The organism is Neisseria gonorrhoeae (assembly GCF_013030075.1).
Lineage (GTDB): Bacteria > Pseudomonadota > Gammaproteobacteria > Burkholderiales > Neisseriaceae > Neisseria > Neisseria gonorrhoeae.
The window spans coordinates 1623553-1645410 of sequence record NZ_AP023069.1 but is presented as its reverse complement, the minus strand read 5'-3'; the positions used below and the strand labels follow the sequence as shown (position 1 = coordinate 1645410).

Below are 21858 nucleotides of genomic sequence, written 5' to 3'. Positions count from 1 at the left end.
GTAACAGATAGGCGATTATATCAAAACCCGTTGTTGAAGAAATATGCAGGGGAGGGTGTATGCGGATTTTTACTTTCAGCTTAATGTGTATCAAATCGGGTATGGGGTATGTAAAAAGCCGCATCGTGAAAAGATGCGGCTTCAGGTATCGGTTGAATTATTCTTCAGAACCGGTGTAAGGACGGATGCTGACAGTTTTACGGTTCAGCGCGCCTTTGGTTTTGAATTCGACATAACCGTCAATTTTGGCGAACAAAGTGTGGTCTTTGCCCATACCTACGTTGTCGCCTGCGTGGAATTTGGTACCGCGTTGGCGTACGATGATGGAACCTGCGGGAATCAGCTCGTTGCCGTAGGCTTTAACGCCCAAGCGTTTGGCTTCTGAATCGCGACCGTTGCGGGTGCTGCCGCCTGCTTTTTTACTTGCCATTTGTAATGCTCCTAAGTTTTAAGGTTAGGCGATTGCCACGATTTCGATTTGGGTGAAATTTTGGCGGTGGCCTTGGCGTTTTTGGTAGTGTTTGCGGCGGCGCATTTTGAAGATGCGGACTTTTTCGCCACGACCGTGTGCCACTACTTTAGCCGTTACTTTTGCACCTTCGATAAAGGGTGCGCCAACTTTTACAGATTCGCCGTCAGCAATCATCAAAACTTCGGTCAGTTCGATTTGGCTGTCGAGTTGGGCTGGTATCTGTTCTACTTTCAATTTTTCGCCGACGGAAACTTTATACTGTTTGCCGCCGGTTTTTACGACCGCGTACATACTCAACTCCATAAGGGTTATGGTTAATATCCGCACACCATTGTGCGAAATTGGGCATTGTATTGTTATTTGCCTGTTTTGTCAAAGTTTGCGCGGTTCGGGCAATCATATGCCGTCTGAAAAGATGTACCCTGATGGCTTTGCTGATATAATTGCCCGCTATTTGAATCAGCTTTCAAGCGGTATCTGCCGTTTGACGGAAACGTAAACCTGAGAGTCTGCCATGCTCGAGAATCTGCCCTATTTCCAGCGACATCTGCCTGAAGACCTTGCCAAAGTCAATGAAGTCATCAACCGTGCGGTGCAATCCGATGTCGCACTGATTTCGCAAATCGGTACATATATCATCAGCGCGGGCGGCAAACGCCTGCGTCCGATTATGACGATTTTGGCGGGTAAGGCGGTCGGTTATGATGACGAGAAACTGTATTCGCTGGCAGCGATGGTCGAGTTTATCCACACTTCCACACTCCTGCACGACGATGTCGTCGATGAAAGCGATTTGCGCCGTGGGCGGGCAACGGCAAACAATCTGTTCGGCAATGCGGCGGCAGTGTTGGTTGGCGACTTTTTATATACCCGTGCATTTCAACTGATGGTTGCCTCGGGCAGTATGCGCGTTTTGGAAGTGATGGCGGATGCGACCAACATCATTGCCGAGGGAGAGGTCATGCAGCTGATGAACATCGGCAATACGGACATTACCGAAGAACAATATATCCGAGTCATCCAATATAAAACGGCAAAATTGTTTGAAGCTGCCGCTCAAGTCGGCGCAATTTTGGGCAAAGCTTCCCCCGGGCACGAACAGGCCTTGAAAGACTACGGTATGTACGTCGGTACGGCATTCCAGATTATTGACGATGTGCTGGATTATTCGGGGGAAACCGAAGAAACAGGTAAAAACGTCGGCGACGATTTGGCGGAAGGAAAACCGACCCTGCCTTTGATTTATCTGATGCGTCAGGGTTCCGAACAGGTTGCGAACGATGTGCGTACTGCTTTGGAAAATGCAGATCGCGGCTATTTTGAAAAAATCCGCGATTATGTCGTCCGTTCGGATGCTTTGGCATATTCGATAGGCGAGGCGCGCAAAGCAGTCGATTGTGCCGTTGCCGCGTTGGATGCCCTGTCCGACAGCGAAGTGAAGGATGCTATGATTCAGCTGGCGAAGGAATCTTTGGTCAGGGTGTCGTAACCGATGAATTTCAGTTTTGTTCCCCTGTTTCTGGTTACGCTGATTCTGTTGGGGGTGGTCAGCAACAACAATTCGATTACCGTCTCGGCAACCATATTGCTGCTGATGCAGCAGACGGCATTGGTACAGTTTGTCCCGTTGGTCGAGAAGCACGGGTTGAACCTCGGTATCATTCTTTTGACCATAGGGGTTTTGAGTCCGTTGGTTTCAGGAAAGGCGCAGGTTCCTCCTGTTGCCGAATTTTTGAATTTTAAAATGATATCCGCCGTTTTTATCGGTATTTTCGTGGCTTGGCTGGCGGGATGCGGCGTGCCTTTGATGGGACGGCAGCCGGTATTGGTAACGGGCTTGCTGATCGGTACGGTCATCGGGGTGGCATTTATGGGCGGTATCCCTGTCGGGCCGCTGATTGCGGCCGACATCTTGTCTTTTGTTGCCGGAAAGGTTTAAAATCTCCCTTTTCATTTCGGCTCGCCATAGTTCAACGGATAGAACGTATGCCTCCTAAGCGTAAAATACAGGTTCGATTCCTGTTGGCGAGGTTTGACGGTTTGCATTTGTCTGTTTCCCGTGTTGCGGGAAGTTTCCGATATAAGGCCTTTCAGTGCTGGAGGGCTTTTTTGCCATCTGAAAACTTTTTCTTCCTGCTTGAAAAACCGACCTTTAGGACGGCAGAATCGTGAAATGATTTTCAGGCTTCGTAAAAGATGTTCAGGCTTGGAAATCTGTTGTTTTATGATAAAATCTGTACAGGTATAACAATGAATAAATTTGGGGATAAGGTCGTATGAGCGTAGGTTTGCTGAGGATTCTGGTTCAAAACCAGGTGGTTACTGTTGAGCAGGCCGAGCATTACTACAATGAGTCGCAGGCGGGTAAGGAAGTGTTGCCGATGCTGTTTTCAGACGGTGTCATTTCGCCCAAGTCGCTTGCGGCATTGATTGCGAGGGTGTTCAGTTATTCGATTCTTGATTTGCGTCATTATCCGCGCCACAGGGTGCTGATGGGGGTGTTGACGGAGGAGCAGATGGTGGAGTTCCACTGTGTGCCGGTTTTCCGTCGGGGCGACAAAGTATTTTTTGCGGTTTCCGATCCGACCCAGATGCCGCAAATTCAGAAAACCGTTTCTGCCGCAGGGATTGCGGTTGAGTTGGTCATTGTCGAGGATGACCAGTTGGCGGGTTTGCTCGATTGGGTGGGTTCGCGTTCGACATCGCTGCTTCAGGAGCTTGGGGAGGGGCAAGAGGAAGAGGAAAGCCACACCCTGTATATCGACAACGAGGAGGCAGAAGACGGCCCTGTTCCGAGGTTTATCCATAAAACTTTGTCGGATGCCTTGCGTAGCGGGGCATCCGACATCCATTTCGAGTTTTACGAACACAATGCGCGTATCCGTTTCCGTGTGGACGGGCAGCTCCGCGAGGTGGTTCAGCCGCCCATTGCGGTAAGGGGGCAGCTTGCTTCCCGGATTAAGGTAATGTCGCGTTTGGACATTTCCGAAAAACGGATACCGCAGGACGGTAGGATGCAGCTGACCTTTCAAAAGGGCGGCAAGCCTGTCGATTTCCGTGTCAGCACATTGCCGACGCTGTTTGGCGAAAAGGTCGTGATGCGGATTTTGAATTCCGATGCCGCGTCTTTGAACATCGACCAGCTCGGTTTTGAGCCGTTCCAGAAAAAATTGTTGTTGGAAGCGATTCACCGTCCTTACGGGATGGTGCTGGTAACCGGCCCGACGGGTTCGGGTAAGACGGTGTCGCTCTATACCTGTTTGAATATTTTGAATACGGAGTCGGTAAATATTGCAACGGCGGAAGACCCTGCCGAGATTAACCTGCCGGGCATCAATCAGGTTAACGTCAATGATAAGCAGGGTCTGACTTTTGCCGCTGCTTTGAAGTCTTTCCTGCGTCAGGACCCGGACATCATTATGGTCGGTGAGATTCGTGATTTGGAAACTGCCGATATTGCGATTAAGGCGGCACAAACAGGGCATATGGTGTTTTCCACACTGCACACGAATAATGCGCCGGCGACGTTGTCGCGTATGCTGAATATGGGTGTCGCGCCGTTTAATATTGCCAGTTCGGTCAGCCTGATTATGGCGCAGCGTCTTTTACGCAGGCTGTGTTCGAGCTGCAAACAGGAAGTGGAACGCCCGTCTGCCTCTGCTTTGAAGGAAGTCGGTTTCACCGATGAGGATCTTGCAAAAGATTGGAAACTTTACCGCGCCGTCGGTTGCGACCGTTGCCGGGGGCAGGGTTATAAGGGGCGTGCGGGCGTGTATGAGGTTATGCCCATCAGCGAAGAAATGCAGCGTGTGATTATGAACAACGGTACGGAAGTGGGTATTTTGGACGTTGCCTATAAGGAGGGTATGGTGGATTTGCGCCGGGCCGGTATTTTGAAAATTATGCAGGGCATTACTTCATTGGAAGAGGTAACGGCAAATACCAACGATTAGGTTTGAGAATGAAAATGCCGTCTGAAGCGTGTTTGTTTCAGACGGCATTTGACCTTTCAGGGTGTTTGCCGGGAAGGCGGGGCGGTCAGCGGTATGCCCCGTCGGGTTCGGATATTTCCGGCAAACTTTCCGTTTGGCCGGAAACCGTATATTTCCCGTCTGCCCATCCGCCCAAGTCGATCAGTTTGCAGCGTTGCGAACAGAACGGGCGGAATGCGTTTTCCGGTTTCCATACTACTGCCGTTTGACAGGTCGGACATTTGACTTGAAGGCGTGTTTGCCGCGATTCAGCCATTGTGTTTTCCTTGTGTTGGTTTTGAGGCGAAAATCCCTGAATAAAACGCGTGCAGGAGCATTGTTTTCTCACGTAGGCTTTTGAGGCTGCCGTCATTGAGCAGTACATCGTCTGCAAGCAGCAGGCGTTCGGATTCGGATGCCTGATGGCTGATGATGTCCGCGACCTCGCCGCGCGTCAGCCCGCTGCGTGCCATTACCCTGCCGATACGTTTTTCCAAAGGTGCGCTTATGGTCAGGACACGCCGTATCAGGCTGATAAATTGACGCTTCTCCGTCAGCAGCGGAATTTCGACAATGCCGTAAACCGCATCGGTAAAGGTTTCTTGCTGTTTTTTGATTTCTGAGAAAATCAGCGGCAACATCACGGATTCGAGCAAGGCTTTGCGCGATGGGGAGGCAAAGATTTCTTTACGCAATATGTCGCGCCGCAACAAACCCTGTGTGTCGAAAACGGTGTCGCCGAACAGCCGCCTGATTTCCGGCAGGGCGATGCCGTCTGAAGCCGTCAGCGAGTGCGCCGCCGCGTCCGCATCGATGCGCGGCACGCCCAAATCGGCAAAATATTGCGCGGCTGCCGATTTGCCGCTGCCGATTCCGCCGGTCAGTCCGACCCATGCTGTCATCTCACCGGATGGGTCAGCCACCAGTTGACCGCCCGCCATACGGAATCGTTTGCCGTAAAAATTATCCAGCCCGAAACTGTCAGTGCGGGGCCGAAGGCAAAATGCCGCCCCTTGGCGACGCGCATAACGATTGCCGCGACCAAACCGATCAGAGAGGAAACAAAAATCAGCACGGGCAATGCGGATATGCCGAGCCACGCGCCCAATGCGGCAATCAGTTTGAAATCTCCGTTGCCCATACCGGTTTTTCCTGTGAGCAGTTTATACACTGCACATAAGAGCCATAATGAACTATAGCCGGCAACCGCACCTAAAACGGCAGACTGCAAAGGCACGAAGCCGCCGTCCAAATTAAATATCAGCCCCAGCCAGATCAAGGGTAATGTCATCGAGTCGGGCAGGTATTGGGTGTCCGCATCGATAAAGGTCAGGGAAATCAGAAACGCGGTCAGTATCAAACCGCCCAGCGTAATCCAAGACCAGCCGTATTGCCAGGCGACCAGCCCGAACAATACGCCGGTCAGCAGCTCGATTAAGGGATAACGTATGCTGATTTTGGTTTGGCAGGAAGCGCATTTGCCGCGCAGGAGCAGGTAACTGACAATCGGGATGTTCTGCCACGCGCGTATCGGCACACGGCATTTGGGACAGCAGGAATCCGGCTTCATCAGGTTGAAGGTACGGCTTTCATCGTCGGTCAGCGGCAGGTTTAAATGTTCTTTGGCAAATACCGTCCAGCCGCGTTCCATCATAACGGGTACGCGGTAAATGACGACATTCAGGAAGCTGCCGACCAGCAGCCCCAAAACTGCTGCCAAAGGCACGGCAAACGGCGACAATACAGACAAATCAGACATATTTTGTCCTTGATATATTCAAAGCAAAAACAAACCGGCGCAGAACCAATCCGCGCCGGATCTGTGCGGCAAATCAGGCGACCACGTTGCCCAAGTTGAACAGCGGCAGATACATAGCGACCAGAAGCGTACCGATGACCAAGCCCAAAATCACAATAATAATCGGCTCCATCATAGCGGACAGCCTGCCGACCGCATTGTCCACCTCGTCTTCGTAAAATTCGGCGGCTTTGTTGAGCATATCGTCCAAAGAACCCGATTCCTCGCCGATGGAGGACATCTGCAACATCATATTGGGGAACAGTTCCGTCGCACGCATCCCCGAAGTCATAGACAGACCTTGGATGACGCGCGTACGGATTTCCCGGGTGGCTTCTTCATAGATTAAATTGCCCGCCGCGCCGGCAGTGGAGTCCAATACATCGACCAAAGGCACGCCGGCGGCAAACAGCGTTGCCGTCGTCCTGCCCCAGCGGGCAATCGTCCCTTTGCGGACAATGTCTCCGAAAATCGGCATACGCAGCAGTATGGCATCCATACGCCGTTGGATTTTAATCGAACGCGCCTTCAATTTAAGGAAGCCGTATATGGCAAAGCCCAGTGCGATCAGCACCATCCAGCCGTATGAGACGAAAAAGTCGGACATATCCATCACTGTTTGGGTCAGTGGGGGAAGCTCCGCGCCCATATTGGCGTAAACTTCTTTAAAGGCGGGCAGTACGAAAATCATCATCACGAATACCAAACCGATGGCGACGGCGATGACGGATACCGGATAGGTTAGCGCGGTTTTTACCTTTTTGCGGATGGCCTGGGTTTTTTCCTTGTAAATTGCCAATTTGTCCAGCAGGCTTTCCAATACACCGCCCGTTTCGCCCGCCGCAACCAGGTTGCAGTAGAAGCGGTCGAAATATTTCGGGTGGTTTGAGAATGCGCGGCTCAACGAGCTGCCCTGTTCCACTTGGCCTCGGATTTCCATCAGCATTTCCGTCATAGACGGGTTGCCGTGTCCGCGCGCCACGATTTCAAATGCCTGCATCAGCGGCAGGCCCGCTTTAATCATCGTGGAAAGCTGGCGGGTGAAAACGGTAATGTCTTCTTGTGTGATTTTGCGCTTGGAGCTTGTTTTCACACGGGTAATCTGCAACGGGCGGATGCCGCGTTTTGCCAGTTTTTTGCGTGCCTCTTCTTCGGTAAACGCGGATACTTCGCCGTTGACCAGTTTGTCGGAGGCAGAATGCCTGCCTTCAAAGATAAAGCGTTTTTCTTTCTTTGCGAACAAAGAAAATCCCCCATTTTTAGCCATATTCTAGCCCCGTAAAGTAATTGGAATAAAATGTAAGAAACATCGTTAAAAAACAGTATCGGCGTGTTCCCGGTAAGATGAAAACCGCCGACATCCCGCCTGCGGGCGGCAAACGGGACAGAATCGGATGCGATTATACCTTAATTTAGGCGGCTGTCCGGCATTTATGCGCACACAATAAATCTTGCAGGATATTGTTGCGGGTCAAATGCCGGCCGGAGGGTATAGTGAATTAACAAAAACCGGTACGGCGTTGGCCCGCCCCGGCTCAAAGAGGACGATTCCCTAAGGTGATGAAGCACCAAGCGAACCGGTTCCGTACTATCCGTACTGCCTGCGGCCCGCCGCCTTGTCCTGATTTTTGTTAATTCACTATATTTTCGCCATATGGAAATAAGGTGTTATTGGACGCGGCGGGCGGTGTTCCTGAGATTCGCTAAAGTGTCTGCCGTTTGTTAGACTACATTCTGCTATATTTTAATCCGGTTCTGAAAAATCAAGGAAAACAGATGGATGCCTTTACCCGTGCATGGTATGCGCTCGAACGCCATTATCAGGATACGTGCCACATCCTTTTGCGCGACCGCTTTGCTGCCGAACCCGACCGTTTTGAGCGTATGCATGAGCGTTTGGACGGGATGTTGTTCGATTACAGCAAAAACCGTTTTGGCGAAGATACGCTGCAACTGCTCTGCCGTCTTGCGGAGACGGCGGATTTGGAAGGGAAAATGCGTGCTTTGCGGACGGGTGCGAAAGTCAACGGCAGCGAGGGGCGTGCCGCGCTGCATACGGCTTTGCGCCTGCCCGACGGTGCGGATGCCGTTTATGCGGACGGCAGGGACGTGTTGCCCGAAATCCGCCGCGAGTTAAATCGTGCGTTGAAGTTTGCACACAGTTTGGACGACGGTTTATATCAGGGGATAACCGGAAAACGGATTGCGGATTTTGTCCACATCGGCATAGGCGGATCCGACCTCGGGCCGGCAATGTGCGTGCAGGCGCTCGAGCCGTTCAGACGGCAGATTTCCGTCCATTTTGTTTCTAATGCCGACCCTGCCTGCCTGGATGAGGTCTTATGCCGTCTGAACCCCGAAACAACAATGTTTTGCGTTGCCAGCAAGTCCTTTAAAACACCGGAAACCCTGCTCAATGCAGAGGCGGTCAAGGCGTGGTATCGCGGTGCGGGGTTCTCGGAATCCGAAACGGCGCGCCATTTTTGCGCGGTGTCTGCCGATACGGAAGCGGCGCAAAGTTTCGGCATTGCGGCGGAACGCGTGTTTGCGATGTACGACTGGGTGGGCGGACGCTATTCCGTCTGGTCGCCCGTCGGTTTGCCCGTGATGGTTGCGGTTGGCGGGGCGCGTTTCCGCGAACTGCTAGCGGGGGCGCACGCGATGGACAGCCATTTTTTCCACACGCCCCCGCGTCGCAACATTCCCGTTCTGATGGCACTGATTGCCGTGTGGTATAACAATTTCCAGCACGCGGACGGGCAGACCGCCGTTCCGTACAGCCACAACCTGCGCCTGCTGCCGGCGTGGCTGAACCAGCTCGATATGGAGAGTTTGGGCAAAAGCCGCGCTTCAGACGGCAGTCCCGCCGCGTGCAAAACGGGCGGCATCGTGTTCGGCGGTGAAGGGGTCAACTGCCAGCACGCCTATTTCCAACTGCTCCACCAAGGCACGCGCCTGATTCCCTGCGACTTTATCGTCCCGATGACGGCGCAGGGCGCGGAGGACGGACGCAGCCGTTTTACCGTTGCCAACGCCTTTGCCCAAGCGGAAGCCCTGATGAAGGGTAAAACCTTAGACGAAGCACGCGCCGAACTGGCAGATTTGCCCGAAGCGGAACGCGAACGCCTCGCGCCGCACAAAGAGTTCCCCGGCAACCGCCCCAGCAACAGCATCCTGCTCGACCGCCTCACGCCCTGCAATCTGGGTATGCTGATGGCGGCTTACGAACACAAAACCTTCGTCCAAGGCGCGATATGGAACGTCAACCCCTTCGATCAGTGGGGGGTTGAGTACGGCAAACAGTTGGCAAAAACCATCATCGGCGAACTGGAAGGCGGCACGTCCGTACACGATGCCTCGACCGAAGGGCTGATGGCGTTTTACCGCGAATGCCGTCTGAAAGGCGGCGGCGCGGCATAAAAGTACCGCCGCCTTTCTGTATTGATTCGGGCGCGGAAAAAGACATATGCCTGCCGCCCGCCCGATTCCGAAACGCCGGCATCCGGCAAGCCTGCGGCGCGGCTGACGGGCGGGCGTTTGTATGGCACAATAGCACGTTTGTTCCAACCGCCATGCCGTCTGAACAATACCGGCAAGCGTCCCGAAATATCTCGAACCAAGGAAACATTATGTCTTTGCAAAACATTATCGAAACCGCCTTTGAAAACCGCGCGGACATCACTCCGACCACCGTTGCCCCCGAAGTCAAAGAAGCCGTGTTGGAAACCATCCGCCAACTCGATTCAGGCAAACTGCGCGTCGCCGAACGCTTGGGCGTGGGCGAGTGGAAAGTCAACGAATGGGCGAAAAAAGCCGTGTTGCTGTCCTTCCGCATCCAAGACAACGAAGTCCTCAACGACGGCGTGAACAAATACTTCGACAAAGTGCCGACCAAATTTGCCGACTGGTCTGAAGACGAGTTCAAAAACGCAGGCTTCCGCGCAGTTCCGGGTGCGGTTGCCCGACGCGGCAGCTTTGTTGCCAAAAACGCCGTGCTGATGCCGTCTTACGTCAACATCGGCGCATACGTCGACGAAGGCGCGATGGTCGATACTTGGGCGACCGTCGGCTCTTGCGCGCAAATCGGCAAAAACGTCCACTTGAGCGGCGGTGTCGGCATCGGCGGCGTACTCGAGCCCCTGCAGGCCGCACCCACCATCATTGAAGACAACTGCTTCATCGGCGCGCGTTCCGAAATCGTCGAAGGCGCGATTGTCGAAGAAGGCAGCGTGATTTCGATGGGCGTGTTCATCGGTCAATCCACCAAAATCTTCGACCGCACCACAGGCGAAATCTACCAAGGCCGCGTACCGGCAGGTTCGGTCGTCGTGTCCGGCAGCCTGCCTTCCAAAGACGGCAGCCACAGCCTTTACTGTGCCGTCATCGTCAAACGCGTGGACGCGCAAACCCGCGCCAAAACCAGCGTGAACGAACTCTTGCGCGGCATCTGATGCCTTAAACCGTATTTGAAACGTCCAATGCCGTCTGAAATCCGCTTCGGACGGCATTGCCGTCCGCACGCTGCAACGTGAAAACACAGAAACAGGGACAATTTGCTATAATCAACGGTTTAGAACGAACCGAACACTATTTGAAGGATACAAAATGGGTTTTCTGCAAGGCAAAAAAATTCTGATTACCGGCATGATTTCCGAGCGTTCCATCGCTTACGGCATCGCCAAAGCCTGCCGCGAACAGGGCGCGGAACTGGCGTTTACCTACGTTGTGGACAAACTGGAAGAGCGCGTCCGCAAAATGGCGGCGGAATTAGATTCCGAACTCGTATTCCGCTGCGATGTCGCCAGCGACGACGAAATCAACCAAGTGTTCGCCGACTTAGGCAAACATTGGGATGGCTTGGACGGTTTGGTGCATTCCATCGGCTTCGCGCCGAAAGAAGCCTTGAGCGGCGACTTCCTCGACAGCATCAGCCGCGAAGCGTTCAACACCGCACACGAAATTTCCGCATACAGCCTGCCCGCATTGGCAAAAGCCGCCCGTCCGATGATGCGCGGCAGAAACTCCGCCATCGTCGCCCTTAGCTACTTGGGCGCGGTACGCGCGATTCCGAATTACAACGTGATGGGTATGGCAAAAGCCAGCCTTGAGGCAGGCATCCGCTTTACCGCCGCCTGTCTGGGTAAAGAGGGCATCCGCTGCAACGGCATTTCCGCCGGCCCGATCAAAACGCTCGCCGCCTCCGGCATCGCCGATTTCGGCAAACTCTTGGGACACGTCGCCGCCCACAACCCGCTGCGCCGCAACGTTACCATCGAAGAAGTCGGGAATACTGCCGCCTTCCTGCTGTCCGACCTGTCGTCCGGCATTACCGGCGAAATCACTTATGTTGACGGCGGTTACAGCATCAATGCCTTGAGCACCGAGGGATAATCCGCCGTTTTCAAATTCGTGCGCCGTCCGTGCCGAGTATCGGTTTCGGGCGGCGGTTTGCCGTTTGAAGCGTATTTCCAGGGAAATGCCCGACTTGCGGCAGGCGGGATGGGAAATGCGGACGCTTGTTTTAACCGATTGCCTTTGTACCGACTTGCTGCAGGTGCGGCGGAAACGGTCCGAACGCGAAAATGCCGTCCGAAACGCCAAACGGGTTTCAGACGGCATTTTTTTATTTAAAGCATCAGCACACTTCGACCAGCCAGCCGTATTTGTCTTCCGCCAAACCGTACTGGATGTCGGTAATCGCCTTACGGATGGCATAGCCGCGTTCTTGGTTTTTCACTTCGATTTCTTTGCCGCCGATGACGAAGGAAGTAACGGGCGAGATGACGGCGGCCGTACCGGTCAAAATCGCTTCCGCACCGTTTTCCACAGCAGCTTTCAGTTCGTCAACCGTGAAATTACGTTCGCTGACGGTATAGCCCAAATCTTTGGCGACAGTCAGCACGGAATCGCGGGTAACGCCGTGCAGGAATTCGTCTGTCAACGGTTTGGTAATGATTTCATCGCCGTTAATCAGGATAAAGTTGGATGCGCCGGTTTCCTGAACGTCGCCGTTCGGGCAGAACAGGACTTGATTTGCGCCGTATTCGGCTTTCGCCTTCAGCAACCAGTGCATGGCGGAAGCGTAGTTGCCGCCGCATTTGACGCGGCCCATATGCGGGGCGCAGCGGATGTGTTCGGTTTCCACCAAGATTTTCACGGGCGAGCCGACTTTGAAATAGTCGCCGACGGGGGAAGCCAAAATATACAGCAGGGCGGTTTCGGAAGGAGAACCGGCCTTGCCGATAACGGGATCGGTACCGATTAAGGTCGGGCGCAGGTACAGCGCAGCAGGCGCATCGGGAATTTCGTCGGCGGCACGTTTGACCAGTTCGACCAAAGCATCGAGATAAGCTTGGGTTTCGGGGCGCGGCAGGTGCAAAATGTCCGCACTTTGCCGCATACGCGCGATATTGGCGGTCGGACGGAACAGCACGATTTTACCGTCTGCCTGACGGAAGGCCTTCAAACCTTCAAAGCATTCGCTGCCGTAATGCAGGGCATGCGCGCCGGGTGCAAGGGTAAGGTCTTGGGAAGATTGCCATTCGGTCGGCTGCCATTTGCCTTCGCGGTAGGCGAGGACGGGCATTTGACTGTGAAAAACGCTGCCGAATACGGCGGGTACGGGTCTGCTCATGATGTAAAGCCTTTCTTATTCTGATATGTTTCAATGAACGGTTTGAATTTGAAGGTTGTAAAGATACGCCTGCAAACAGGGTTTTGACAAGTGCGCGGCGGGTTTTTCTGTCGATGCGGTGTCCAATCCGTTATTTTTCAAATGGAAAGGAGCGGTGTATTTGGTAAAATTGTCGGCAATCGCATACTCCGTATGCCGTCCGAACACGCTGCCGCATTCTATCCGAAACCGTGCAAATCGTTTAAACTAACGCAATCTTGGTTCAGAGTGCGAAGCTGTCCGTGCGGCGTTTTTATTTACGGAGCAAACATGAAACTTATCTATACCGTCATCAAAATCATTATCCTGCTGCTCTTCCTGCTGCTTGCCGTCATTAATATGGATGCCGTTACCTTTTCCTATCTTCCGGGGCAGAGTGTCAATCTGCCGCTGATTGTCGTATTGTTCGGCGCGTTTGTCGTCGGCATCGTGTTCGGAATGTTTGCCCTGTTCGGGCGGCTGCTGTCCTTGCGCGGCGAAAACAGCCGCCTGCGTGCGGAAGTGAAGAAAAGTGCGCGCTTGAGCGGACAGAAATTGACTGCACCGCCGATACAAAATGCTGCCGAATCTGCCAAACAGCCTTAAGAAAGCCGATATGGACAACGAATTGTGGATTATCCTGCTGCCGATTATCCTTTTGCCCGTCTTCTTCACGATGGGCTGGTTTGCCGCCCGCGTGGATATGAAAACCGTATTGAAGCAGGCAAAAAGCATCCCTTCGGGATTTTATAAAAGCCTGGACGCTTTGGTCGACCGCAACAGCGGGCGCGCGGCAAGGGAGTTGGCGGAAGTCGTCGACGGCCGGCCGCAATCGTATGATTTGAACCTTACCCTCGGCAAACTTTACCGTCAGCGCGGCGAAAACGACAAAGCCATCAACATACACCGGACAATGCTCGATTCTCCCGATACGGTCGGCGAAAAGCGCGCGCGCGTCCTGTTTGAATTGGCGCAAAACTACCAAAGCGCGGGTTTGGTCGATCGTGCCGAACAGATTTTTTTGGGGCTGCAAGACGGTGAAATGGCGCGTGAAGCCAGACAGCACCTGCTCAATATCTACCAGCAGGACAGGGATTGGGAAAAAGCGGTTGAAACCGCCCAACTTCTTAGTCACGACGAACAGACATATCAGTTTGAGATTGCACAGTTTTATTGCGAACTTGCCCAAGCCGCGCTGTTCAAGTCCAATTTCGATGCCGCGCGTTTCAATGTCGGCAAGGCACTCGAAGCCAACAAAAAATGCACCCGCGCCAACATGATTTTGGGCGACATTGAACACCGACAAGGCAATTTCCCTGCCGCCGTCGAAGCCTATGCCGCCATCGAGCAGCAAAACCATGCATACTTGAGCATGGTCGGCGAGAAGCTTTACGAAGCCTATGCCGCGCAGGGAAAACCTGAAGAAGGCTTGAACCGTCTGACAGGATATATGCAGACGTTTCCCGAACTTGACCTGATCAATGTCGTGTACGAGAAATCCCTGCTGCTTAAGGGCGAGAAAGAAGCCGCGCAAACCGCCGTCGAGCTTGTCCGCCGCAAGCCCGACCTTAACGGCGTGTACCGCCTGCTCGGTTTGAAACTCAGCGATTTGGATCCGGCTTGGAAAGCCGATGCCGACATGATGCGTTCGGTTATCGGACGGCAGCTCCAGCGCAGCGTGATGTACCGTTGCCGCAACTGCCACTTCAAATCCCAAGTCTTTTTCTGGCACTGTCCCGCCTGCAACAAATGGCAGACGTTTACGCCGAATAAAATCGAAGTTTAACCACCACCGAGAGGAACACGAAAAATGCGCTTACTCCATACTATGCTCCGCGTGGGCAATCTCGAAAAATCCCTCGATTCCTACCAAAACGTTTTGGGTATGAAACTGCTCCGCCGAAAAGACTATCCCGAAGGCAGATTTACCCTTGCCTTCGTCGGTTACGGCGACGAAACCGACAGCACGGTTTTGGAACTGACGCACAACTGGGATACGGAACGATACGACTTGGGCGACGCCTACGGACACATCGCGGTTGAAGTGGACGATGCCTACGAAGCCTGCGAACGCGTGAAGCGGCAGGGCGGAAACGTCGTCCGCGAAGCCGGCCTGATGAAACACGGCACAACCGTGATAGCCTTCGTAGAAGACCCCGACGGATGCAAAATCGAGTTCGTTCAAAAGAAAAGCGGCGACGATTCGGTTGCCTATGCGAATACCTGATACCGCCGCCGCCAATGCCGTCTGAAGCCTTTAGGGGTTTCGGACGGCATTTTGTTGCCGTCGGCCTGCTGTTTGAGCCTGTGCCGGTTCAAACTTTATCCGTTACACCGATAAGGCAAAAAAAGATGCCGTCTGAAACGGCATCCTTGATCTGCGAAAGGGCAGTTGGGAATCAAATACCCAATTCCTGCGCCAATGCTTGGGCACGTTTGAGTACGTCGCCTTCCGCTTCTTCCAGCAATTTCTGCACTGTCTCGGCAGCGGCATCGCGGTCGCCGATTTCGAGATGCATTTCGGCAAGGTCGTATTTCGCTTCGGAAGGCGCGTCAGAACCTACAGATTCCGAAGGGAAACCGGTATCTGCATTATTTGGGATATTTTCTTCCGAGAGGTAGATGCTCCAATCTACCGTTTCCTCCTCGCCGTCTTTCAGGAAGTCGGGCAAAGCGTCTGCCTCAGAGGTGTTGGAATCAGGCGTTTCCAAAGTGATTTCCGCTGCATTTTCCTCAACGGCCGGTGCTTCGGCAGGTTGAAGCAATGCGGACAAATCGTCTGCGGCGGCGTTGAAATCGGGCGTTTCAGGCGCAGTTTCCGCGACGGCACCGGTTTCGTACACTTTCAGGAAATCGTGCAACTCTTCCGGTGTTTGGACTTCGGCAACTGTTTTTTCCAAGATGGTTTCGGGCGAGGAAGCCTTCAGGAAGCCTGCCAGTCCGGAGGGTGCGGCAGGTTTTGCGGAAGCTGTTTCTTCTGTGCCGATATGGTTGTTTGAGAACAGGTTGTTGTAGAAATCGGTATCGACGGTTTCCGGTTTGTTTTCGGCAGTTTGGGCGACAGATTCCGGTTCGGGCGTGTCGATGACGATTTCGACAGGGTTGTACGGGTTGAAGGTCTCAGGCTCGTACACGCTGTCTGTGGATTCGATGGCGTTCCAATCGGCATCCGCGCGTTTTTGGGTTTCTTCATCCTGCGTAAGTGCGCCGGACAAAATGCCGTTTTGCGCGGCTGCCAGGCTGTCGAAATCCAAGTCGATGCGGTTGGAAGGCGTATCGGTTTCGACATCGAACGTTTGTTTTGCCGATAACTCTTCTTCAGATTCCCCACCTAAGGCAAGTGTGTCGTTTACATCGTTTTTCGGAGCGGGTTCGGGCGTTGCCGGAGTTTCGACTTCGGCAAAGGTGATTTTTATGCCGTCGTCTGCCGCGTCGTCAAGGTCAGGCTCTTCTTCAGGGACGGATTCTTCGGTACGGCGCGCGCGTTTGGATTGGGCAAGGCGTAAAAGCAGCAGCAGGGCGATCAATGCCGTGCCTCCGCCGGCAAGCAGCAAGGTGTACGAACCGCCGAACAGACCGTCAAACAGTCCGCTTTCGGTTTCTTCTTTGGCAGAAACCTGTTCGACAGGTTCGGCAACGGGTTCGGCGGCAACTTCACTGGCTGTTTCCGCAACAGGTTCGGAAACGGTGTTACCGGTTTCGTCGGTCGGCGTGTCGATGGCAGAAGCGGCGGCTTCTTGGGGGGGCGGATTCGGCAGCGGTTTCCGATGCGGCAGTATTTGCAGCGGGTACAGGTCCGGGTTGGCGTTCTGTCGCCGAAGCCGGAGTTTCGGACACTGCGGGTTTGGGTTCGGGTCGAACGGCCGGTTTTTCCGCTTTTGCTTCGGGCGCGGCAACTTTTGCTTCAGGTTTTTCAACCGGTTTTTCGACAGGTTTCTCTATCGGTTTCTCTACCGTTGCCTGTTTGGACGGTTCAGACGGCATGGATGCAGTTTCGGCTTTGGGTTTCGCCGTTTGCGGTTTGGGTTGTTCCGCTTTGATTTTTTTGGGTGCTGCCGCTTTGATCCTGTTCAGATTCGGAATGTGAAGCACGCTGCCCGCACGCAGTCTGCCGTGTGCGGAAACATTTGGGTTTGCCTTCAGCAGCGCATCGGCAACCTGTTCGAGCGTCAGGTGTTTCGGACGGATGGCGGCGGCAATCTGTTTGAGCGTTTCGCCTTTGCGGACGGTATGGGTTTTGCCGTTATGCGCCGGTTTGACGGCTGAGTTTGCGCTGTCTTTTTTATCGGTTTTGCGGAGGGCTTTGGCGTTTTGATTTTCTTGGGACTCTGCTTTCGGAGCGGTTTTGCGGTGTGTCTTGCCGTCTGAAAGTGCAGATTTGGTTTTGGGCGAGCAGCCGACAGGATCGAGGATGGCGGTGTATTCGCGTACCTGCGCGCCTGCACCGATGCGGAACACCAAGACGGGATCGCGGACTGCCTGTGCGGAAGAAACGGCAATGACGGCTTTATCGTCCAACTTGTGGACTTTGGCGGTCAGGCCTTTTTCGGAAACGGTAACGCTGCCGCCGCCTAGCAGGGCTTTGGCTTCTTCGCCGGTTACGGTAATGCTGCCGGAAAAGGGTTCGTCAAGGTTGGACCGGATATTCAGTCCGCCCAGTCGCGCATGTGCCTGAAAGGATGCGGCAACTGCGATGGAGGCGGCAATCAGTTTGATTTGTCTGTTGTTTTTGCAAGATGTATCCCCTGTGGGTTGGCGGCTGAATACGGTTTGACCGCGTACAGTCTGTAAATTTCGTCATCAGGCATAGGCAATACGGACGATAGGGTGCGGATAGGCAGAGGTTCCGACCGAAGCTGTATTTTAAAGCCAATTTTATAAATTATGACATATTTCCATCTTTTTTCAAAAACATCTGTGCATATTTGCATTAATCAAAACAAAATTTGTTGGTTTTGCAGGTGCAAAGATAGGGTTCTGCCTGTATGATTAGCGTTTATTTGATTTGCTTTCTCATTTGGATATGAAATTTGTCAGCGACCTTTTGTCCGTCATCTTGTTTTTTGCTACTTATACCGTTACCAAAAATATGATTGCCGCTGCGGCGGTTGCCTTGGTTGCAGGCGTGGTTCAGGCGGCTTTCCTGTATTGGAAGCATAAAAGGCTGGATACGATGCAGTGGGTCGGACTGGTGCTGATTGTCGTATTCGGCGGCGCAACCATTGTTTTGGGCGACAGCCGCTTCATTATGTGGAAGCCGACAGTATTGTTCTGGTGCGGGGCGTTATTCCTGCTGGGCAGCCACCTTGCGGGTAAAAACGGCTTGAAAGCGAGTATCGGCAGGGAGATTCAGCTTCCGGATGCCGTATGGGGAAAATTGACATATATGTGGGTCGGTTTTCTGATTTTTATGGGTATTGCCAACTGGTTTGTGTTTACTAGGTTTGAAGCGCAATGGGTTAACTATAAGATGTTCGGTTCGACTGCGCTGATGCTTTTTTTCTTTATTATTCAGGGTATTTATCTGAGTACCTATCTGAAAAAGGAGGATTGACTGTGGAATATTTTATGTTGCTGGCAACAGACGGGGAGGATGTGCATGAAGCGCGTATGGCGGCACGTCCCGAACACTTTAAACGGCTGGAAACGCTGAAATCGGAAGGCCGTCTGCTGACGGCAGGCCCAAACCTGCTGCCGGACAATCCCGAACGTGTTTCGGGCAGCTTGATTGTGGCACAGTTCGAGTCTTTGGATGCGGCGCAGGCTTGGGCTGAAGACGATCCCTATGTTCATGCCGGCGTGTACAGCGAAGTGCTGATCAAGCCGTTTAAAGCGGTGTTCAAATAATGCCGGCTGTCGATTTGATCCGCGAACGCCTGCAGACGCTCGATCCTCTGGTGTTGGAAATCGGCGATGAGAGCCATCTGCACAAAGGACACGCGGGCAATACCGGCGGCGGACATTATGCCGTTTTGGTCGTCAGCGGCCGTTTTGAAGGTTTAAGCCGTCTGAACCGTCAGAAAACGGTCAAATCGCTGCTCAAAGATTTATTTTCAGGCGGCATGATTCACGCGCTCGGCATCCGGGCGGCTACCCCTGACGAGTATTTCCATACGGCGGACTGAATGAAGTCTGCCTGAATATTTCAATTTAAAATTTAAAGAGAGAAGATTATGAAAGCAAAAATCCTGACTTCCGTTGCGCTGCTTGCCTGTTCCGGCAGCCTGTTTGCCCAAACGCTGGCAACCGTTAACGGTCAGAAAATCGACAGTTCCGTCATCGATGCGCAGGTTGCCGCATTCCGTGCGGAAAACAGCCGTGCCGAAGACACGCCGCAACTGCGCCAATCCCTGCTGGAAAACGAAGTGGTCAACACCGTGGTCGCACAGGAAGTGAAACGCCTGAAACTCGACCGGTCGGCAGAGTTTAAAGATGCGCTTGCCAAATTGCGTGCCGAAGCGAAAAAGTCGGGCGACGACAAGAAACCGTCCTTCAAAACCGTTTGGCAGGCGGTAAAATATGGCTTGAACGGCGAGGCATACGCACTGCATATCGCCAAAACCCAACCGGTTTCCGAGCAGGAAGTAAAAGCCGTTTACGACAATATCAGCGGTTTTTATAAAGGCACGCAGGAAGTCCAGTTGGGCGAAATCCTGACCGACAAGGAAGAAAATGCGAAAAAAGCGGTTGCCGATTTGAAGGCGAAAAAAGGTTTTGATGCCGTTTTGAAACAATACTCGCTCAACGACCGCACCAAACGGACCGGCGCGCCGGACGGATATGTGCCGCTGAAAGATTTGGAACAGGGTGTTCCGCCGCTTTATCAGGCAATTAAGGACTTGAAAAAAGGCGAATTTACGGCAACGCCGCTGAAAAACGGCGATTTCTACGGCGTTTATTATGTCAACGACAGCCGCGAGGTGAAAGTGCCTTCTTTTGACGAAATGAAAGGACAGATTGCCGGCAACCTTCAGGCGGAACGGATTGACCGTGCCGTCGGTGCGCTGTTGGGTAAGGCAAACATCAAACCTGCAAAATAATCTGAAAACGGGATACGGCGGCAAGACGTTCATACAGGCGTTTTGCCGCCGCGCAGGACAGGGAATACCATGAAACAGAAAAAGACCGCTGCCGCAGTTATTGCTGCAATGTTGGCAGGTTTTGCGGCAGCCAAAGCACCCGAAATCGACCCGGCTTTGGTGGATACGCTGGTGGCGCAGATCATGCAGCAGGCAGACCGGCATGCGGAGCAGTCCCAAAGACCGGACGGGCAGGCAATCCGAAACGATGCCGTCCGCCGGCTGCAAACTTTGGAAGTTTTGAAAAACAGGGCATTGAAGGAAGGTTTGGATAAGGATAAGGATGTCCAAAACCGCTTTAAAATCGCCGAAGCGTCTTTTTATGCCGAGGAGTACGTCCGTTTTCTGGAACGTTCGGAAACGGTTTCCGAAAGCGCACTGCGTCAGTTTTATGAGCGGCAAATCCGCATGATCAAATTGCAGCAGGTCAGCTTCGCAACCGAAGAGGAGGCGCGTCAGGCGCAGCAGCTCCTGCTCAAAGGGCTGTCTTTTGAAGGGCTGATGAAGCGTTATCCGAACGACGAGCAGGCGTTCGACGGTTTCATTATGGCGCAGCAGCTTCCCGAGCCGCTGGCTTCGCAGTTTGCCGGTATGAACCGTGGCGACGTTACCCGCAATCCGGTCAAATTGGGCGAACGCTATTACCTGTTCAAACTCGGCGCGGTCGGGAAAAACCCCGACGCGCAGCCTTTCGAGTTGGTCAGAAACCAGTTGGAACAAGGTTTGAGGCAGGAAAAAGCCCGCTTGAAAATCGATGCCCTTTTGGAAGAAAACGGTGTCAAACCGTAATGGCATTTCCGATACCGATGCCGTCTGAAGCCTTTTCAGACGGCATTGCACGTTCAGGTAAGGAGGACGGCTTATGCGTGCGGTCATACAGAAAACGGTAGGTGCAAAGGTGGATGTCGTGTCCGAAGCCGGCACGGAAACCTGCGGCAAAATCGACGGCGGGTTTGTCGTGTTACTCGGTGTAACGCATAGCGACACAGAAAAAGATGCACGCTATATCGCCGACAAAATCGCACATTTGCGCGTGTTTGAAGACGAAGCGGGCAAGCTGAACCTGTCTTTGAAAGATGTCGGCGGCGCGGTGCTGCTGGTGTCGCAGTTTACGCTTTATGCCGACGCGGCAAGCGGGCGGCGGCCTTCGTTTTCCCAAGCCGCGCCGGCAGAACAGGCGCAACGGCTTTACCTGCGAACGGCGGAGCTGTTACGCGGACACGGGATTCATGTCGAAACAGGGCGTTTCCGCACGCATATGCAGGTGTCGCTCTGCAACGACGGGCCGGTAACCATACTGCTGGACTCTTTCATGACGCGGATTTCCCCAAAAATGAAGGTTGTTCCGGATTGAAATTGAGTCCGCAATGATGAAATATCGACAATGAACGACAATACACACACCCTTCCCCCGCGCCGCCTTTCCGTCGCCCCTATGCAGGGTCATGTAATATTTAATTAAATTAATATATAAATCAAATATTTGAATTATATTTATAAAAAAGGTGCAAATAAGGTGCAAATAAAATTAGTTTTTCCCAATGGGTTAAAGAAAAAATCCGAAAAGAGTTCTTAAAATAGCCCGACCGCCGCCAAGCCGCAAACTTGGCGGTTTTTTTGTTGCCCTATGATTTTAAATCGAGTAAAATGTATCTACGATTATTTTCAACAAGGGGGAAGAATGAACCCAACCAAACAATCCAAAAAAAGCTACGAATCTAAGCGCGTTTTAAAGCACGTTTCATTTAACACTGAAAAAGAAGCTAATTTATTGGAATTTTCCAATAATTTAGACTTCTCCAAATGGGTAAAAGAAAAGCTGAAACATGAACTTGAATTAGAAAAACTGAAAAAATAATAGAAATGGCTTGCATGAATCGTAGATA

At 52.8% G+C, this 21858-nt stretch carries 23 protein-coding genes, 1 tRNA gene and 1 pseudogene; 17 read left to right on the top strand and 8 right to left on the bottom strand.

Features of this window, described 5'->3' with window-relative positions:
- Positions 1–157 precede the first annotated feature (157 nt).
- Entirely contained in the window at positions 158–430 is a 273-nt protein-coding gene (rpmA, locus tag HT085_RS08630; protein WP_003689821.1) for a 50S ribosomal protein L27, read from the bottom strand.
- A 24-nt stretch (positions 431–454) separates the two neighbouring features.
- Entirely contained in the window at positions 455–763 is a 309-nt protein-coding gene (gene rplU / locus HT085_RS08625; protein WP_003691838.1) for a 50S ribosomal protein L21, read from the bottom strand.
- A gap of 223 nt (positions 764–986) precedes the next feature.
- On the opposite strand from rplU, the gene HT085_RS08615 reads away from it, so the two are divergent.
- The 4 genes from HT085_RS08615 (at position 987) to pilB (ending at position 4425) form a co-directional block, all read left to right on the top strand.
- Positions 987–1961 (top strand): polyprenyl synthetase family protein, encoded by a 975-nt coding sequence (locus tag HT085_RS08615; RefSeq protein WP_003689819.1) that lies wholly within the window; start codon positions 987–989, stop codon positions 1959–1961.
- Positions 1962–1964: 3 nt separating this feature from the next.
- Positions 1965–2411 (top strand): DUF441 domain-containing protein, encoded by a 447-nt coding sequence (locus HT085_RS08610; protein ID WP_003689818.1) that lies wholly within the window; start codon positions 1965–1967, stop codon positions 2409–2411.
- 20 nt (positions 2412–2431) lie between these two features.
- Positions 2432–2503, top strand: a tRNA-Arg gene (locus HT085_RS08605).
- A gap of 245 nt (positions 2504–2748) precedes the next feature.
- Positions 2749–4425, top strand: a complete 1677-nt coding sequence (gene pilB, locus HT085_RS08600; protein WP_003689817.1) for a type IV-A pilus assembly ATPase PilB — start codon at positions 2749–2751, stop codon at positions 4423–4425.
- An 85-nt stretch (positions 4426–4510) separates the two neighbouring features.
- On the opposite strand, the gene HT085_RS08595 is transcribed toward pilB, so the two are convergent.
- From HT085_RS08595 to pilG, 4 genes are all read right to left on the bottom strand, one after another.
- Positions 4511–4720, bottom strand: coding sequence for a DNA gyrase inhibitor YacG (locus HT085_RS08595; protein WP_003696096.1), 210 nt, complete (start codon positions 4718–4720; stop codon positions 4511–4513).
- Entirely contained in the window at positions 4713–5345 is a 633-nt protein-coding gene (coaE, locus tag HT085_RS08590; protein WP_003689816.1) for a dephospho-CoA kinase, read from the bottom strand. The genes HT085_RS08595 and coaE overlap by 8 nt, the downstream gene beginning before the upstream one ends.
- Positions 5342–6202, bottom strand: a complete 861-nt coding sequence (locus HT085_RS08585) for a prepilin peptidase (RefSeq protein WP_003689814.1) — start codon at positions 6200–6202, stop codon at positions 5342–5344. The genes coaE and HT085_RS08585 overlap by 4 nt, the downstream gene beginning before the upstream one ends.
- A gap of 73 nt (positions 6203–6275) precedes the next feature.
- Entirely contained in the window at positions 6276–7508 is a 1233-nt protein-coding gene (gene pilG / locus HT085_RS08580) for a type 4 pilus assembly protein PilG (protein ID WP_003689811.1), read from the bottom strand.
- A gap of 509 nt (positions 7509–8017) precedes the next feature.
- Here pilG and pgi point away from each other — a divergent pair.
- The 3 genes from pgi (at position 8018) to fabI (ending at position 11632) form a co-directional block, all read left to right on the top strand.
- The gene (gene pgi, locus HT085_RS08575; RefSeq protein WP_003689806.1) at positions 8018–9661 is read left to right on the top strand and encodes a glucose-6-phosphate isomerase; all 1644 of its coding nucleotides are present in this window, start codon (positions 8018–8020) and stop codon (positions 9659–9661) included.
- A 209-nt stretch (positions 9662–9870) separates the two neighbouring features.
- A complete protein-coding gene (dapD, locus tag HT085_RS08570; RefSeq protein WP_003689804.1) occupies positions 9871–10692 on the top strand; it encodes a 2,3,4,5-tetrahydropyridine-2,6-dicarboxylate N-succinyltransferase in 822 nt (273 codons plus the stop codon).
- Positions 10693–10846: 154 nt separating this feature from the next.
- Positions 10847–11632 (top strand): enoyl-ACP reductase FabI, encoded by a 786-nt coding sequence (gene fabI / locus HT085_RS08565; protein WP_002223367.1) that lies wholly within the window; start codon positions 10847–10849, stop codon positions 11630–11632.
- A gap of 244 nt (positions 11633–11876) precedes the next feature.
- On the opposite strand, the gene ilvE is transcribed toward fabI, so the two are convergent.
- Positions 11877–12875 carry a branched-chain-amino-acid transaminase gene (gene ilvE, locus HT085_RS08560; protein ID WP_003689799.1) on the bottom strand — a complete coding sequence of 333 codons (999 nt, stop codon included), beginning with the start codon at positions 12873–12875 and terminating at the stop codon, positions 11877–11879.
- A gap of 309 nt (positions 12876–13184) precedes the next feature.
- Here ilvE and HT085_RS08555 point away from each other — a divergent pair, with 309 nt between their 5' ends.
- Genes HT085_RS08555 through gloA form a run of 3 tightly spaced genes read left to right on the top strand, consistent with a single transcriptional unit; the run spans position 13185 to position 15120 of the window.
- A complete protein-coding gene (locus HT085_RS08555) occupies positions 13185–13499 on the top strand; it encodes a LapA family protein (protein ID WP_010359134.1) in 315 nt (104 codons plus the stop codon).
- Positions 13500–13509: 10 nt separating this feature from the next.
- Positions 13510–14679, top strand: a complete 1170-nt coding sequence (lapB, locus tag HT085_RS08550) for a lipopolysaccharide assembly protein LapB (protein ID WP_003689796.1) — start codon at positions 13510–13512, stop codon at positions 14677–14679.
- Between the two features lie 24 nt (positions 14680–14703).
- Complete coding sequence (gloA, locus tag HT085_RS08545) at positions 14704–15120, top strand: lactoylglutathione lyase (protein ID WP_003691827.1); 417 nt, start codon at positions 14704–14706, stop codon at positions 15118–15120.
- 172 nt (positions 15121–15292) lie between these two features.
- On the opposite strand, the pseudogene tspA reads toward gloA, so the two are convergent.
- Positions 15293–17609: pseudogene (gene tspA, locus HT085_RS11935) on the bottom strand (FimV/HubP family polar landmark-like protein TspA).
- A gap of 307 nt (positions 17610–17916) precedes the next feature.
- On the opposite strand from tspA, the gene HT085_RS08530 reads away from it, so the two are divergent.
- From HT085_RS08530 to HT085_RS08500, 7 genes are all read left to right on the top strand, one after another.
- Positions 17917–18447 carry a septation protein A gene (locus tag HT085_RS08530; protein WP_010359130.1) on the top strand — a complete coding sequence of 177 codons (531 nt, stop codon included), beginning with the start codon at positions 17917–17919 and terminating at the stop codon, positions 18445–18447.
- Between the two features lie 2 nt (positions 18448–18449).
- The gene (locus HT085_RS08525; protein ID WP_003689792.1) at positions 18450–18740 is read left to right on the top strand and encodes a YciI family protein; all 291 of its coding nucleotides are present in this window, start codon (positions 18450–18452) and stop codon (positions 18738–18740) included.
- A complete protein-coding gene (locus HT085_RS08520; protein WP_003689791.1) occupies positions 18740–19018 on the top strand; it encodes a BolA family protein in 279 nt (92 codons plus the stop codon). Before HT085_RS08525 ends, HT085_RS08520 begins: the two co-directional genes overlap by 1 nt.
- Positions 19019–19066: 48 nt before the next feature.
- Positions 19067–19933 carry a peptidyl-prolyl cis-trans isomerase gene (locus tag HT085_RS08515; RefSeq protein WP_003689790.1) on the top strand — a complete coding sequence of 289 codons (867 nt, stop codon included), beginning with the start codon at positions 19067–19069 and terminating at the stop codon, positions 19931–19933.
- A gap of 69 nt (positions 19934–20002) precedes the next feature.
- Complete coding sequence (locus HT085_RS08510) at positions 20003–20761, top strand: peptidyl-prolyl cis-trans isomerase (RefSeq protein WP_003689788.1); 759 nt, start codon at positions 20003–20005, stop codon at positions 20759–20761.
- Between the two features lie 73 nt (positions 20762–20834).
- Entirely contained in the window at positions 20835–21326 is a 492-nt protein-coding gene (dtd, locus tag HT085_RS08505; protein WP_003689787.1) for a D-aminoacyl-tRNA deacylase, read from the top strand.
- Positions 21327–21653: 327 nt separating this feature from the next.
- On the top strand, positions 21654–21830 hold the full coding sequence (locus HT085_RS08500; protein ID WP_003689785.1) for a hypothetical protein: 177 nt from the start codon (positions 21654–21656) through the stop codon (positions 21828–21830).
- The last annotated feature ends 28 nt before the right edge of the window (positions 21831–21858 follow it).